Source organism: Pseudomonas sp. AC532 (genome assembly GCF_979258965.1).
The window spans coordinates 3,857,504-3,872,039 of the sequence record NZ_OZ409888.1; the positions used below are offsets into that span (position 1 = coordinate 3,857,504).

Below are 14,536 nucleotides of genomic sequence, written 5' to 3' on the forward strand. Positions count from 1 at the left end.
GCTCGCGTCAGACACAAAAACGCCGGGGAGTCCCGGCGTTTTCAAATCGCTCAGCCTTCGAGCTTTTTCTTCAGCAGTTCGTTCACTTGCCCCGGGTTGGCCTTGCCTTTGGAGGCTTTCATGGCCTGACCGACGAAGAAACCGAACATCTTGCCGCGCTTGGCTTCGTCGCTGGCGCGATACTGTTCGACCTGCTCGGCATTGGCGGCCAGCACCTCGTCGAGCATCGCTTCGATGGCGCCGGAATCGGTGACCTGCTTGAGGCCCTTCTTGTCGATCACCTCATCGGCCGTTGCGCCTTCACCGGCAGCCAGGGCCTCGAAGACCATCTTGGCGATCTTGCCGCTGATGGTGTTGTCCTTGATGCGCAGGATCATGCCGCCCAATTGCTCGGCGGACACGGGCGACTGGTCGATCTCCAGGTTGTCCTTGTTGAGCAGGCTGGACAGCTCGCCCATCACCCAGTTGGCGGCCAGCTTGGCGTCGCCACAGGTTTTCGCGACCACTTCGAAGTAGTCGGCCAGCTCGCGGCTGGCGCTGAGCACGCTGGCATCGTAGGTCGACAGCGCGTACTGGCTTTCGAAACGCTCGCGCTTCTGCGGCGGCAGCTCGGGCAGCTGGCTGCGCAGGTCATCGAGGAAGCTTTGCTCGATCACCACCGGCAGCAGGTCCGGGCAGGGGAAGTAACGGTAGTCGTTGGCTTCTTCCTTGCTGCGCATGGAGCGGGTCTGATCCTTGTTGGGATCGTACAGGCGGGTTTCCTGCACCACCTTGCCGCCGTCTTCGATCAGCTCGATCTGGCGCTGCACTTCATGGTTGATGGCTTTTTCGATGAAGCGGAACGAGTTGACGTTCTTGATCTCGGCGCGGGTGCCGTACTCGGCCTGGCCCCTGGGGCGTACCGACACGTTGCAGTCGCAGCGCAGCGAGCCTTCGGCCATGTTGCCGTCGCAGATGCCCAGGTAACGCACCAGCGCGTGGATGGCTTTGACATAGGCCACCGCTTCCTTGGCCGAACGGATGTCCGGTTCGGAAACGATTTCCAGCAGCGGCGTGCCGGCGCGGTTCAGGTCGATGCCGCTCATGCCCTGGAAGTCTTCGTGCAGGCTCTTGCCGGCGTCTTCTTCGAGGTGCGCACGGGTGATGCCGATACGCTTGACGGTGCCGTCTTCCAGGGTGATGTCGAGGAAGCCCTTGCCGACGATGGGGTGATCCATCTGGCTGGTCTGGTAGCCCTTCGGCAGATCCGGGTAGAAGTAGTTCTTGCGCGCGAAGACGTTACGCCCGGCGATCTCGGCGTCGATGGCCAGGCCGAACTGGCAGGCCATGCGTACGGCTTCGGCATTGAGCACCGGCAGGGTGCCGGGCATGCCGAGGTCGACCAGGCTGGCCTGGGTGTTGGGCTCGGCGCCAAAGGTGGTGGCGCTGGCCGAGAAAATCTTCGATTGGGTGCTGAGCTGAGCGTGAATCTCGAGCCCGATGACGGTTTCCCATTGCATAAAAGTATTCCTCAGAAGCCGCTCGGTGCTTGTTTATGCCAGTCGCTGACCTGCTGGTACTGGTGCGCGACATTGAGCAGACGACCTTCCTGGAAGTAGTTGCCGAGCAACTGCACGCCCACCGGCAGGCCGTCGACGAAACCGGCTGGCATCGACAGGCCCGGAATACCGGCCAGGTTGGCGGTGATGGTGTAGATGTCTTCCAGGTAGGCGGATACCGGATCGGCGTTCTTCTCGCCGAGTTTCCAGGCCAGGTTCGGCGTGGTCGGGCCGAGGATCACGTCCACGTCCTTGAAGGCCGCGACGAAGTCGTTCTTGATCAGGCGGCGAATCTTCTGCGCCTTGAGGTAGTAGGCGTCGTAGTAACCGGCCGATAGCGCGTAGGTGCCGACCATGATGCGGCGCTTCACCTCGGCGCCGAAGCCTTCCTCACGGGAGCGCTTGTACAGGTCCTGCAGATCCTTCGGGTTCTCGCAGCGATAGCCGAAACGCACGCCGTCGAAGCGCGACAGGTTGGAGCTGGCTTCCGCCGGGGCGATCACGTAGTAGGCCGGGATGGCGTGTTGCATGTTCGGCAGGCTGATGTCCTTGACCGTGGCACCGAGCTTTTTCAGCTCTTCGACCACGGCCATGACCTTCTCGCCGATGCGTGCATCGAGGCCGGCGCCGAAGTATTCCTGCGGCAGGCCGATGCGCAGGCCTGCCAGCGGCTGGGCGAGGGCGGCCAGGTAGTCGTCGACCGGCTGATCGACACTGGTGCTGTCCTTGGCGTCGAAACCGGCCATGGCGTGCAGCAGCAGTGCGCAGTCTTCAGCGGTGCGGGCCAGCGGGCCGCCTTGGTCGAGGCTGGAGGCATAGGCGATCATGCCCCAGCGCGACACGCGCCCGTAGGTCGGCTTGATGCCGGTGAGGTTGGTCAGCGCCGCCGGCTGGCGGATCGAGCCGCCGGTGTCGGTGCCGGTAGCGGCTGGCAGCAGGCGCGCGGCCACGGCAGCAGCCGAACCGCCCGACGAGCCGCCAGGTACGCGGCTGGTGTCCCAGGGGTTCTTGACCGGGCCATAGTGGCTGGATTCGTTGGCCGAGCCCATGGCGAACTCGTCCATGTTCAGCTTGCCGAGGGTCACGGTGCCAGCGGCCTTGAGCTTGTCGACCACGGTGGCATCGTAGGGCGCCTTGAAACCGGTGAGGATCTTCGAGCCGCAACTGGTCAGCACGCCCTGCGTGCAGAACAGGTCCTTGTGGGCGATCGGCGCGCCGAGCAGCGGGCTGCTTTCACCTGCGGCGCGGCGTGCATCGGCGGCCTTGGCCTGCTCGAGGGCCTGGTCGGCGGTCACGGTGATGAAGCTGTTGAGCTGCGGGTCGAGCTGCTCGATGCGCGTCAGCAGGCTCTGGGTCAGCTCGGCGGATGAGAATTGCTTGTCGGCGAGTGCGCGGGCGATCTCGGCCAGGGTCAGGTGATGCATGGCGGAAGGCTTTCCTTACTCGATGACTTTGGGAACCAGATACAGGCCGCTTTCCACGGCCGGGGCGATGGCCTGGTAGGCGTCGCGCTGGTTCGCTTCGGTAACGGCGTCGGCGCGCAGGCGCTGGGTGGTTTCCAGCGGGTGCGCCAACGGCTCGATGCCGTCGGTATCGACCGCCTGCATGCTGTCGATCAGGCCGAGGATGCTGTTCAGGGTTGCGGTGGTGTGGGGCAGTTCGCCTTCACTCAGGCCCAGTCGGGCCAGGTGTGCGATCTTTTCCACCTCGGAGCGTTCAAGCGCCATCGGGTTCTCCTGTAAAGGCAGCCGCTGTCGGGCCGCCAGTGAAAATATGAGCAGGTGCCGTGCACGGAGGGCAGGGAACGGATGCGTCTAGCCGGCGGTCAAAGGCGGCGATGTGTGGCTCAGGGCAGGTACCCGCAGCGCCCGGCAAAATTTGCCGCAGTCGCCACCAATGTCGAAGATGCCCCAAAGCCCGGGAAAAACAGGCAATCTAACATATTGGTGCCTTGCTCAAAATCCCTGCCGTTGTTAGAGTTTGCCGCACTTTTTTACCTGCGTGTTTTCTTGCGCTGTATCTTTACCCACGCGTTGCCTAGGGTCCTTATCCCATGTTCAAAAAACTGCGTGGCATGTTTTCCAGCGATCTGTCGATTGACCTGGGCACTGCCAATACCCTTATTTATGTTCGCGAGCGCGGCATCGTCCTGAACGAGCCGTCGGTCGTCGCCATTCGTACCCATGGCAATCAGAAAAGTGTTGTAGCCGTCGGCACCGACGCCAAGCGCATGCTCGGTCGTACACCGGGCAATATCGCCGCCATCCGCCCGATGAAGGACGGCGTGATCGCCGATTTCAGCGTGTGCGAGAAGATGCTGCAGTACTTCATCAACAAGGTTCACGAAAACAGCTTCCTGCAGCCGTCGCCGCGCGTGCTGATCTGCGTGCCGTGCAAATCGACCCAGGTCGAGCGTCGCGCCATTCGCGAGTCGGCGCTGGGCGCCGGTGCCCGTGAAGTGTTCCTGATCGAGGAGCCCATGGCCGCTGCCATCGGCGCCGGCCTGCCGGTCGAAGAGGCCCGTGGGTCGATGGTCGTCGATATCGGCGGTGGTACCACCGAAATCGCGCTGATCTCCCTCAATGGCGTGGTTTACGCCGAATCCGTACGCGTCGGTGGCGACCGCTTCGATGAAGCCATCATCACCTACGTGCGCCGCAACTACGGTTCGCTGATCGGCGAGTCCACCGCCGAACGCATCAAGCAGGAAATCGGTACCGCCTACCCAGGTGGCGAGGTCCGTGAAGTCGACGTACGTGGCCGTAACCTGGCCGAAGGCGTACCGCGCAGCTTTACCCTCAATTCCAACGAAGTGCTCGAAGCGTTGCAGGAGTCCCTGGCGACCATCGTCCAGGCGGTCAAGAGCGCACTGGAGCAGTCGCCGCCGGAACTGGCGTCGGACATCGCCGAGCGCGGCCTGGTGCTGACTGGTGGTGGCGCCTTGCTGCGTGACCTCGACAAGCTGCTGTCCCAGGAAACCGGCCTGCCGGTGATCGTCGCCGAAGACCCGCTGACCTGCGTGGCCCGTGGCGGCGGCAAGGCGCTGGAAATGATGGATCGCCACACCATGGATCTGTTGTCCACCGAATAAGCTGCACACCTTGCGCTGCAGCAGCCTGAAGCCGCATGCAGCTTTCTGGCTGGCAGTCGAGAGGTACTCACCATAAAGCCGCTATTCGCCAAAGGCCCTTCGCTCGGTGTACGCCTGCTGGTGTTCGCCGTGCTGTCGGCCGCGCTGATGGTCGTCGACGCGCGCCTCACCGTCCTGCAGTCGGTACGCAGCCAGCTCGGCCTGATCGTCGAGCCGGTTTACTGGCTGGGCCGTTTCCCCGTGACCCTGTGGGAAAGCGCGACCCAGGAGCTCAGTTCGCGCAATGAACTGGCGGCCGAGAACGAGAAACTCAAGGCCGAGCAGTTGATGATGCAGCGGCGTCTGCAGAAGCTGGCCGCTCTCACCGAGCAGAACGTGCGCCTGCGCGAGCTGCTCAATTCGTCGGCCCTGGTCGATGACGAGGTGCTGGCCACCGAGCTGATCGGCATCGATCCCAACCCCTTCACCCACCGCATTCTCATCGACAAGGGCGAGAAGGATGGTGTCGTGCTCGGCCAACCGGTGCTCGATGCCCGTGGCCTGATGGGCCAGGTGGTGGAGGTGATGCCCTACACCTCGCGGGTGCTGCTGCTCACCGACACCACCCACAGCATTCCGGTACAGGTCAACCGCAACGGGCTACGCGCCATTGCCACCGGTACGGGCAACCCGGAACGCCTGGAACTGCGCCATGTCGCCGACACGGCAGACATCCGCGAGGGTGATCTGCTGGTCAGCTCCGGCCTCGGGCAGCGTTTTCCGGCGGGTTACCCGGTGGCTACCGTGACGGAGGTAGTACATGACTCCGGTCAGCCCTTCGCCATCGTGCGCGCCGTGCCGACCGCCAACCTTAATCGAACCCGTTACATGCTGCTGGTGTTCACTGACCCGCGCACGCCCGAGCAACGCGCCGCCGAGTCGGCGGAGGCGCAGGAAGAGGTCGATCGTCAGGCATTGCAGGAGCCCGGTGACGAGATTCCCGCCGACCCCCCAGCGCCTGCCGATGCGCCGTCTCCCGACAGTGCGCCTGTGGTTCCAGCCGGTGGCGAGGAGGCCAGCCAATGATTGCCGCCCGTTCCAACAATGTCTGGGTCATCTGGGTGACCATGGGCCTGGCACTGTTGCTCAGCGTATCCACCCTGCCGCGCTTCATGGAAATCGGCCGGCCGCTTTGGCTGGCGCTGTTTCTCACCTACTGGGTGCTGGCCGTGCCGCACCGCGTCGGCATGACCAGTGCCTGGTGCGTGGGGCTGCTCGCCGATGTGCTCAACGGCACACTGCTGGGCCAGAACGCGCTGATTCTCACCCTGATCACCTTTCTGGTGCTGAGCCTGCACCAACGCCTGCGCATGTTCCCCATGTGGCAGCAGAGCATGGTGTTGCTGGTGGTGTTCGGGGTCGCGCAACTGGTGCAGCTGTGGCTCAACGCCCTGACCGGAAACCGCCCGCCCACCCTGGCCTTCGTGTTGCCGGTGCTGGTCAGCGCACTGCTCTGGCCATGGGTCTGTACGCTGCTGCGGGCCTTGCACCGCCGCCTGGGTGTCAACTGAAACGCGCTGCGGCGCCTGATTGCGAGACGTCTGCATGGCAACGCTCTACCTGGCCTCGGCATCGCCACGGCGCCGTGAACTGCTGACGCAGATTGGCGTGCCCTTCCTCACCCGGGTGATGCCCATCGATGAAACGCCGCTGGCGGCCGAGTCGCCGGATGCCTATGTCGAGCGCCTGGCGAGAGCCAAGGCCGCGGCCGTGCTGGAGGGCCTGCCCGAGCGTGAGGGCGCCGTGGTGCTCGGCTCGGACACGGCGGTGGTGCTCGACGGTCGCATTCTCGGCAAGCCGGTCGACCGAGCCGATGCGCTGGCCACGCTCGCTGCGCTGTCCGGGCGTGAACACCAGGTACTGACCGCCGTCGCGCTGCTTAGCGAAACGCGCGCCGCCACTCGCGTGGTCACCAGCAGCGTGCGCTTCAAGGTGCTCAGCCCGGCGCAGATCGAAGCCTATTGGGCCACCGGCGAGCCACGCGACAAGGCGGGCGGTTATGGTATTCAGGGGCTGGCGGCGGTCTTCGTCAGCCAGATGCAGGGCAGTTATTCAGCGGTGGTCGGCCTGCCGTTGTGCGAGACTGCGGAGCTGCTCGCGGAATTCGCGATTCCGTGCTGGCAATGACTGCCAGCGCATAACCCAGAGGTTGCAGGCCGCGATGTGCCAGGCTCGGTGGAGCCTGCCGCTGCTTTCAGCTTCATCTCAAGCAGAGATGGGCGCATGAGTGAAGAGATCCTGATCAACATCACGCCGATGGAATCGCGCGTGGCGGTGGTGGAAAACGGTGTCCTGCAGGAAGTGCACGTCGAACGCACCCAGCGCCGTGGCATCGTCGGCAACATCTACAAGGGCAAAGTGGTGCGCGTACTGCCGGGCATGCAGGCGGCGTTCGTCGACATCGGCCTGGAGCGGGCCGCATTCATCCACGCCTCGGAAATCTCCAGCCGCGAAGGCAGCGCGGTCGAAACCATCAGCGCGCTGGTGCACGAGGGCCAGAGCCTGACGGTGCAGGTCACCAAGGACCCGATCGGCAGCAAGGGCGCGCGGCTGACCACCCAACTGTCGATCCCGTCTCGCTACCTGGTGTACATGCCGCGCACCAGCCATGTCGGCATTTCCCTGAAGATCGAGGACGAAGCCGAGCGCGAGCGCCTCAAGCAGGTGGTCACCGACTGCGTGGCGGCCGAAGGCATCGAGGAAGCCGGCGGCTTCATCCTGCGCACCGCTGCCGACGGCGCGCGGGCCGAAGAGATCCTGGTCGACATTCGCTACCTGCGCCGCCTGTGGACGCAGATCGCCGAGCAGATGAAGAGCGCGCCAACCCCGTCGGTGATCTACGAAGACCTCAGCCTGGCGCTGCGCACCCTGCGTGACCTGGTCAGCGCGCGCACCGAGAAGATTCGCGTCGATTCGCGGGAAACCTTCCAGAAGATCACGCAGTTCGTCGACGAACTCATGCCGGAAATCTCCGACCGCCTGGAGCACTACCCCGGTGAACGGCCTATTTTCGACCTGCACGGCATCGAGGACGAGATCCAGAAGGCCCTGGAGCGCAAGGTGCCGCTCAAGTCCGGCGGCTACCTGATCATCGACCCGGCCGAGGCGATGAGCACCATCGACGTCAATACCGGCGCCTTCGTCGGTCATCGCACGCTCGAAGAGACCATCTTCAAGACCAACCTCGAAGCGGCCACCGCCATCGCCCGGCAGCTGCGCCTGCGCAACCTCGGCGGCATCATCATCATCGACTTCATCGACATGGAAGACGAAGAGCACCAGCGTCAGGTGTTGCGCACGCTGGAAAAGCAACTGGAGCGCGATCACGCCAAGACCAACATCATCGGCATCACCGAACTGGGCCTGGTGCAGATGACCCGCAAGCGCACCCGCGAAAGCCTCGAACAGGTGCTATGCGAGCCCTGCAGCCATTGTCAGGGGCGGGGCAAGCTGAAAACGGCGGAAACCACCTGTTACGAGATTTTCAGGGAGATTCTACGCGAAGCGCGTGCCTATCAACCCGAGGGTTATCGCGTGCTGGCCAACCAGAAGGTGGTCGATCGCCTGCTCGACGAGGAATCGGGCAACGTCGCCGACCTCGAGGCATTCATTGGCCGAACCATCAAGTTCCAGGTCGAAACCATGTACTCCCAGGAACAATACGATGTGGTGTTGCTATGAAAATGCCCGGCCGGGCCGGGGCATGAGCTGAATGGAGCGGTTCGGGCAGGCGTTTGCCACGCTGTTGCGCTGGAGTCTGGGGCTGTGCGCCCTGGGCCTGGTGCTGGCTGCCTTTTATGTCAGCCTGGGCCGCCAGCTGGTACCGCTGGTCGCCGAGTACCGAGAGGACGTCGAAGCCCGCGCCACCCAGGCACTCGGCCTGCCCGTCAGCATCGGCACGCTGGAAGGCCAGTGGAGCGGTTTCTCGCCGCTGCTGCTGGTGCGCGACCTGCGCCTGGGTGAAGGCGATCAGAGCCTGGCGCTGCAGCAGGTTCGTGTGGTGCCTGACCTGCTGGCAAGCCTGCTCGCCTGGCAGCCGCGCATCGCCGATTTGCAGCTCGACGGCCTGAGCCTGACGGTGCGTCAGGGCGAAGACGGCGCCTGGCAGGTGGAAGGCATTCCACAGCGGCAGAATCAGCCGCCGCTGGACGTGGCCAAGGTGCTGCGTCAGTCGCAGATGGTCAACCGGCTTTCCCTGTTCGACAGCCAGGTGAGCGTTCAGGCTCAGGGTCTGAAACCCATCACGCTCAGCGCCATCAATCTCAGCATTCGCAATGGCAGCACTCGACAGCGGGTGGACGCTCGCGTGCAACTGCCCGATGGCCAACCCCTCGCCCTGCAGCTGCGTACCCGCATGCAGGCCGAGCACTGGCAGGACGCGCGTGCCGAGTTCTACCTGAGCGGGCCGCAGAGCGACTGGGCGGCCTGGCTGCCGCCGGCCGTGACCCGTGGCTGGCACCTCGACCACCTGCAACTGGGCGGTGAGGCGTGGGGGCTCTGGGAGCATCGCCGTTTGCAGGCCGCCGCCACCCGCCTGCACGCCCCCCAGCTGGCGGGGCGCTACGCCGAGCGCGAAACGGTGGCGATAAAGGACCTTTCGCTGAATGCCTACTTCGAACGCGAGGAGAATGATTTCCAGCTGCTGCTCGACGATTTCGCCTTCAGCCGTGGCGACCAGCGCTGGGGTGAAGCGCGCATCGCCCTCGACCATCAGGCGGCCAGGGGCGAGGACCTGCAGCGCTGGAGCCTGAGCGCCGACCGCCTCGATGTCGGCCTGCTGGTGCCGCTGGTCGAGGGCCTGGCGCCGATGCCGGATACCGCGCTGGAGCTGCTGCAGACCCTCAAGCCCCATGGCGCCCTGCGTAACCTCACGGCCAGCTTCAGGCCGGAGTTCGCGGGGCCGCAGCGTCTGCAGTTCGCCGCCAACCTGGAGCGCGTGGGGTTCTCCGCCTGGCATGCGTCACCGGCCGTGGAAAATGGCAGCGGCAGCATCACCGGTGACCTAGGCCAGGGCGAGCTGAAAGTCGACAGCGAAGACTTCTCCCTGCACCTCACCACGCTGTTTCCCAAGGCCTGGAAGTATCAGCAGGCCCGGGGACGACTGACCTGGACGCTCGATGACCAGGGCTTCACGCTGCGCGCGCCCTACCTGCAGGTGGTGGGTGACGAGGGCAAGGTCGCCGGCGACTTCCTGATCCGCCTGCTCAAGGATCCCGAGCGCGAGGATTACATGGACTTGCGGGTCGGCATCCGTGACGGCGATGCGCGCTTCACCGAGAAATACCTGCCGACGCCAGCACTCAGCCCTGCGCTCGACGAGTGGCTGAAAACCGCGATTCGCGGCGGCAAGGTCAATGAAGGCTATTTCCAGTACCAGGGGTCGATCAACCGCAACCCAGACCCGGCCGTGCGCAGCATCAGCCTGTTCTTCGACGTGGAGGATGCCGAGCTTGCCTTCCAGCCGGGATGGCCGACGCTCAAGGACGCCCGTGGCCAGGTGTTGATCGAAGACAGCGGCGTGCGCGTGCGCGTATCGCAGGGGCGCATTCTCGACAGCCAGGTGCGCGAGGCCGTTGCCGATATCGCCCGCGTCGACCCGGGTGAAACACCGCGCCTCAAGCTCAAGGGCAAGCTGCAGAGCAGCGTCGGCGATGGTCTGAAAATTCTCCAGGACACGCCGCTGGGAGTGGCCGACACCTTTGCCGGCTGGAAGGGCAAGGGTGCCCTCGACGGTGCGCTGGACCTGGATATCCCGCTGGGCAAGGGCCAGCAGCCCAAGGTGATCGTCGACTTCACGGCCGACAAGGCCTCGCTGGCCATCAGCAAGCCGGCGCTGGAGCTGACCGAGGTGAGCGGTGATTTCCGCTACGACACCAGCAAGGGATTGAGTGCACCTGCGATCAGCGCTCGTGCGCTGGGCCACGCGGTGCGCGGCAAGGCGGTCGCCGATGGGCAGCCAGGCCGCGCGCGTAGCCGCATCGAGGCCAACGGGGTGGTCCCCCTGGCCAACCTCGCCGGCTGGCTGGGCGTGAAACAACCGTTGCCGGCCGAGGGCAGCCTGCCGTATCGCCTGCGCCTGAGCCTCGAGGGGGAGGACAGTCAACTGCGCGTCGACTCCAACCTCAAGGGCCTCGGCATCGCGTTGCCGGCGCCGTTCGGCAAGGCGGCTGGCGAAGAGCGTTATGCCGACTGGCGGATGAACTTCGGTGGCAGCGAACAGCGTTACTGGTTCGATTATGCGGACGTGGCCAGCTTCACCCTGGCGACGCCGCCCGGGCAGTTCGAGAAGAGCCGGGGCGAATTGCGCCTGGGCGACGGCCCGGCGATTCTGCCGACCAGCTGCGGCGTGCGGGTTCGTGGGCGGGTCGCGCAGGTCGACCTGGCTGCCTGGCAGGAGGCGGTCAAACCCTACCAGCAGTCGTCCGGCGAGGATGCTCAGCAACTGTTCACCGACGCGCAATTGCGCATTGGTCGCTTCGAAGGGTTCGGCCAACAGCTCGATGACCTCGATGTCGGCTTGTGGCCCATCGACGGTGGCTGGTCGCTCAGCGTCGACAGCGCGCTGGCCAAGGGGCGTGTGAGCCTGTTCGACGCGTCTGGCCGTCCGATCATCGCCGACCTGGAGTATGTGCGCCTGCCAGCGGCCAAGCCGAAAACCGAGGGCGCGACGGAGCCGGAAGCGCCTGACCCGCTGGCCAATTTCGACCCACGGCAGATTCCCGCGCTGGATGTGCGTGTCGCCCACGTGTTCCAGGGCGACGACGACATGGGCGCCTGGTCGCTCAAGGCGCGGCCGGATGCTCAGGGCGTACAGTTCAGTGACCTGGACATCAACCTCAAGGGCCTGCACCTCGGGGGCGCCATCGGCTGGCAGGGCGTGCCCGGGCAGACGCGCAGCTGGTACAAGGGGCGCATGCAGGGTGAAAAGCTCTCCGAGGTGCTCAAGGCCTGGGGCTACGCGCCTTCGGCTACCAGCGAAAGCTTTCGCCTGGATGCGGACGGTCACTGGCCCGGTTCGCCGGCTTACTTCAGCCTCAAGCGCTATTCCGGGAGCCTCGATGCGGCGCTGCGCAAGGGTCAGTTCGTCGAGATACAGGGCTCGGCTTCGGCGCTGCGGGTGTTTGGCCTGCTCAACTTCAACTCGATTGGTCGCCGGTTGCGGCTGGACTTCTCCGACCTGCTTGGCAAAGGCCTGAGCTATGACCGGGTCAAAGGTAACCTGAGCGCTACCGATGGCGTGTTCGTCACCCAGGAGCCGATCACCATGACCGGGCCGTCGAGCAACCTGGAGCTCAACGGCACCCTGAACATGATCAACCAGGGCATCGACGCCAAGCTGCTGGTAACGCTGCCAGTCACCAACAACCTGCCACTCGCCGCACTGATCGTCGGCGCGCCGGCGATTGGCGGGGCGCTGTTCGTGGCTGACAAGCTGCTCGGTGATCGGGTCGCGCGTTTCGCCAGCGTGCAATACGACGTGAAGGGCACGCTGCATGATCCGCAGCTGACCTTCGACAAGCCGTTCGAGAAACCCAACTGACGTGCAGCCCTACCCGAACGAGGAGCCGTGATGTCACTTGCCGTCATCCAGATGACCAGCCAGGCGGATATCGTCGCCAATCTGCTGCAGGCGCAGCGTTTGCTGGAACAGGCGGCGGCCGGTGGCGCGCGGCTGGCCGTGCTGCCGGAAAACTTCTCCGCCCTTGGCCGCCGCGATGCCGGCGAGCTCGGGTACCTGGAAGCCTGCGGTGAAGGCCCGGTGCTGCCCTGGTTGAAACGTACCGCTCGCGCCCTCAGGTTGTGGATAGTGGCCGGTACCCTGCCACTGCCGCCGGAAGGCCAACCGCGGGGCAAGCCAAGGGCCTGCTCGCTGCTCATCGACGAGCACGGCGAGCGCGTGGCCCGCTATGACAAGCTGCACCTGTTCGATGTCGATGTAAGTGATAGCCGTGGCCATTATCGCGAGTCCGATGACTATGCCCATGGCGAACAGTTGGTGGTGGCCGACACCCCCGTCGGGCGCCTGGGTTTGACCATCTGCTACGACCTGCGCTTTCCTGAGCTCTATGGTGCGCTGCGCGACGCTGGCGCCGAGCTGATCAGTGCACCGTCGGCGTTTACTCGGGTTACCGGCGCCGCCCACTGGGACGTGCTGATCCGCGCCCGCGCCATCGAGACCCAGTGTTACCTGCTGGCCGCCGCTCAGGGCGGTATTCACCCCGGCGGCCGGGAAACCTACGGCCACTCCAGCATTATCGACCCCTGGGGGCGTAAGCTGGCAGAACAGGCGGATGGCGAGGCGGCCCTGCTGGCCGAACGCGATACCGCCGAGCAGACCGCGATCCGTGAACGCATGCCGGTGCTGCGACACAAACGATTTTTCGCTGCGGCCGAGCCGCGGCAGCCTGATGTGGAGACGTTATGAGCGACATGTTGTTGACCGTCAGCGAGCAGATGCTCAGCCCAGGCGGTCTCACCCTGAATCATCTGCCTGGCGTGCTCGGTGAGCTGGCCGGGCCGGGTATCGATGCGGCTGACCTGTATTTCCAGACTCAGGTTTCCGAGACCTGGGTGCTGGAAGACGGCATCGTCAAGGAAGGCAGCTTCAACCTCGATCAAGGTGTGGGCGTACGCGCTCAATCCGGGGAAAAGACCGGTTTCGCCTACAGCAACGCCATTACGCCCGAGGCGCTGAGCCAGGCAGCCCGTGCCGCACGCTCCATCGCTCGCGCCGGGCAGCAGGGTCGGGTGCAGGCATTTTCGGCAACCCAGGTGACGCCGCTGTATGCACCGGAAAATCCGCTGGATGTCATCGACCGCGCGCAGAAGGTCGAGTTGCTCAAGCGTATTGACCAGGCAACCCGTGCTCTGGACTCGCGCATCAAGCAGGTAACGGTGAGCCTCGCCGGCGTCTGGGATCGCATCCTGGTTGCCGCCACCGATGGCAGCCTCGGCGCCGATATCCGTCCGCTGGTGCGTTTCAATGTCAGCGTTATAGTCGAGCAGAACGGTCGTCGCGAACGTGGCGGCCATGGTGGCGGTGGGCGTACCGACTACAGCTATTTCCTCAGCGAGGATCGCGCCATGGGTTATGCCCGTGAAGCGCTGCGTCAGGCGCTGGTCAACCTCGAAGCGGTAGCCGCGCCCGCTGGCAGCATGCCGGTGGTGATGGGCGCCGGTTGGTCTGGCGTGCTGCTGCACGAGGCGGTCGGGCATGGCCTGGAAGGCGATTTCAACCGCAAGGGCAGCTCCAACTACAGCGGCAAGATCGGCCAGCAGGTGGCGTCCAAGCTGTGCACCATCGTCGATGACGGCACCCTGGCCCAGCGCCGCGGTTCGCTGAGCATGGACGACGAGGGCACGCCGACGCAGTGCACCACGCTGATCGAGAACGGCGTGCTCAAGGGCTATATGCAGGACAAACTCAACGCGCGTCTGATGGGCGTGGCGCGCACCGGCAACGGTCGCCGTGAGTCCTACGCGCACCTGCCGATGCCGCGCATGACCAACACCTACATGCTGGCCGGCGAGAGCGACCCCGAGGAAATCATCCGTTCGGTGAAGAAGGGCATCTACTGCGCCAACCTCGGCGGTGGTCAGGTCGACATCACCAGCGGCAAGTTCGTGTTCTCCACCAGCGAGGCCTACCTGATCGAGGACGGCAAGATCACCGCACCGGTCAAGGGCGCGACGCTGATCGGCAATGGCCCGGAGGCAATGAGCAAAGTGTCGATGGTCGGCAACGACCTGGCGCTGGACAGCGGCGTGGGCACTTGCGGCAAGGACGGGCAGTCGGTGCCGGTCGGCGTCGGCCAGCCGACCCTCAAGATCGATGCGATCACGGTAGGTGGCACCGGCGCCTGAACGG

The 14,536-nt window shown here is 64.8% G+C and carries 11 protein-coding genes; 8 read left to right on the plus strand and 3 right to left on the minus strand.

Annotated elements, in window-relative coordinates:
• Window positions 1-50: 50 nt before the first annotated feature.
• Genes gatB through gatC form a run of 3 tightly spaced genes read right to left on the minus strand, consistent with a single transcriptional unit; the run spans window position 51 to window position 3,265 of the window.
• Window positions 51-1,499, minus strand: coding sequence for an Asp-tRNA(Asn)/Glu-tRNA(Gln) amidotransferase subunit GatB (gene gatB / locus ACZ0AV_RS17905; RefSeq protein ID WP_499152277.1), 1,449 nt, complete (start codon window positions 1,497-1,499; stop codon window positions 51-53).
• An 11-nt stretch (window positions 1,500-1,510) separates the two neighbouring features.
• Window positions 1,511-2,962 (minus strand): Asp-tRNA(Asn)/Glu-tRNA(Gln) amidotransferase subunit GatA, encoded by a 1,452-nt coding sequence (gene gatA, locus ACZ0AV_RS17910; protein ID WP_499152278.1) that lies wholly within the window; start codon window positions 2,960-2,962, stop codon window positions 1,511-1,513.
• A 15-nt stretch (window positions 2,963-2,977) separates the two neighbouring features.
• Window positions 2,978-3,265, minus strand: a complete 288-nt coding sequence (gatC, locus tag ACZ0AV_RS17915; RefSeq protein WP_499152279.1) for an Asp-tRNA(Asn)/Glu-tRNA(Gln) amidotransferase subunit GatC — start codon at window positions 3,263-3,265, stop codon at window positions 2,978-2,980.
• A gap of 326 nt (window positions 3,266-3,591) precedes the next feature.
• Between gatC and mreB the strand changes: the two genes are divergently transcribed.
• The 8 genes from mreB to tldD all read left to right on the plus strand — a co-directional run bounded on the left by mreB (window position 3,592) and on the right by tldD (window position 14,532).
• Complete coding sequence (mreB, locus tag ACZ0AV_RS17920) at window positions 3,592-4,629, plus strand: rod shape-determining protein MreB (protein ID WP_499152280.1); 1,038 nt, start codon at window positions 3,592-3,594, stop codon at window positions 4,627-4,629.
• 120 nt (window positions 4,630-4,749) lie between these two features.
• A complete protein-coding gene (gene mreC / locus ACZ0AV_RS17925; protein ID WP_499152281.1) occupies window positions 4,750-5,694 on the plus strand; it encodes a rod shape-determining protein MreC in 945 nt (314 codons plus the stop codon).
• Window positions 5,691-6,179 carry a rod shape-determining protein MreD gene (gene mreD / locus ACZ0AV_RS17930; RefSeq protein WP_499152282.1) on the plus strand — a complete coding sequence of 163 codons (489 nt, stop codon included), beginning with the start codon at window positions 5,691-5,693 and terminating at the stop codon, window positions 6,177-6,179. Before mreC ends, mreD begins: the two co-directional genes overlap by 4 nt.
• A 34-nt stretch (window positions 6,180-6,213) precedes the next feature.
• Window positions 6,214-6,795 carry a Maf family protein gene (locus ACZ0AV_RS17935; protein WP_499152283.1) on the plus strand — a complete coding sequence of 194 codons (582 nt, stop codon included), beginning with the start codon at window positions 6,214-6,216 and terminating at the stop codon, window positions 6,793-6,795.
• A gap of 96 nt (window positions 6,796-6,891) precedes the next feature.
• Complete coding sequence (gene rng / locus ACZ0AV_RS17940; RefSeq protein WP_499152284.1) at window positions 6,892-8,349, plus strand: ribonuclease G; 1,458 nt, start codon at window positions 6,892-6,894, stop codon at window positions 8,347-8,349.
• Window positions 8,350-8,380: 31 nt separating this feature from the next.
• Window positions 8,381-12,208 (plus strand): YhdP family protein, encoded by a 3,828-nt coding sequence (locus ACZ0AV_RS17945; RefSeq protein ID WP_499152285.1) that lies wholly within the window; start codon window positions 8,381-8,383, stop codon window positions 12,206-12,208.
• A 30-nt stretch (window positions 12,209-12,238) separates the two neighbouring features.
• Complete coding sequence (locus ACZ0AV_RS17950; protein WP_499152286.1) at window positions 12,239-13,093, plus strand: carbon-nitrogen hydrolase family protein; 855 nt, start codon at window positions 12,239-12,241, stop codon at window positions 13,091-13,093.
• Window positions 13,090-14,532: a metalloprotease TldD gene (tldD, locus tag ACZ0AV_RS17955; protein ID WP_499152287.1), complete on the plus strand. Its 1,443-nt coding sequence runs from the start codon at window positions 13,090-13,092 to the stop codon at window positions 14,530-14,532. The genes ACZ0AV_RS17950 and tldD overlap by 4 nt, the downstream gene beginning before the upstream one ends.
• The last annotated feature ends 4 nt before the right edge of the window (window positions 14,533-14,536 follow it).

Bases quoted from the DNA above. Each gene is read 5' to 3' on its own strand.
- ACZ0AV_RS17945 (WP_499152285.1), top strand. From the start codon at position 8,381: ATGGAGCGGTTCGGGCAGGCGTTTGCCACGCTGTTGCGCTGGAGTCTG.
- mreD (WP_499152282.1), top strand. From the start codon at position 5,691: ATGATTGCCGCCCGTTCCAACAATGTCTGGGTCATCTGGGTGACCATG.
- ACZ0AV_RS17950 (WP_499152286.1), top strand. From the start codon at position 12,239: ATGTCACTTGCCGTCATCCAGATGACCAGCCAGGCGGATATCGTCGCC.
- ACZ0AV_RS17935 (WP_499152283.1), top strand. From the start codon at position 6,214: ATGGCAACGCTCTACCTGGCCTCGGCATCGCCACGGCGCCGTGAACTG.
- tldD (WP_499152287.1), top strand. From the start codon at position 13,090: ATGAGCGACATGTTGTTGACCGTCAGCGAGCAGATGCTCAGCCCAGGC.
- gatA (WP_499152278.1), bottom strand. From the start codon at position 2,962: ATGCATCACCTGACCCTGGCCGAGATCGCCCGCGCACTCGCCGACAAG.
- gatB (WP_499152277.1), bottom strand. From the start codon at position 1,499: ATGCAATGGGAAACCGTCATCGGGCTCGAGATTCACGCTCAGCTCAGC.
- gatC (WP_499152279.1), bottom strand. From the start codon at position 3,265: ATGGCGCTTGAACGCTCCGAGGTGGAAAAGATCGCACACCTGGCCCGA.
- rng (WP_499152284.1), top strand. From the start codon at position 6,892: ATGAGTGAAGAGATCCTGATCAACATCACGCCGATGGAATCGCGCGTG.
- mreB (WP_499152280.1), top strand. From the start codon at position 3,592: ATGTTCAAAAAACTGCGTGGCATGTTTTCCAGCGATCTGTCGATTGAC.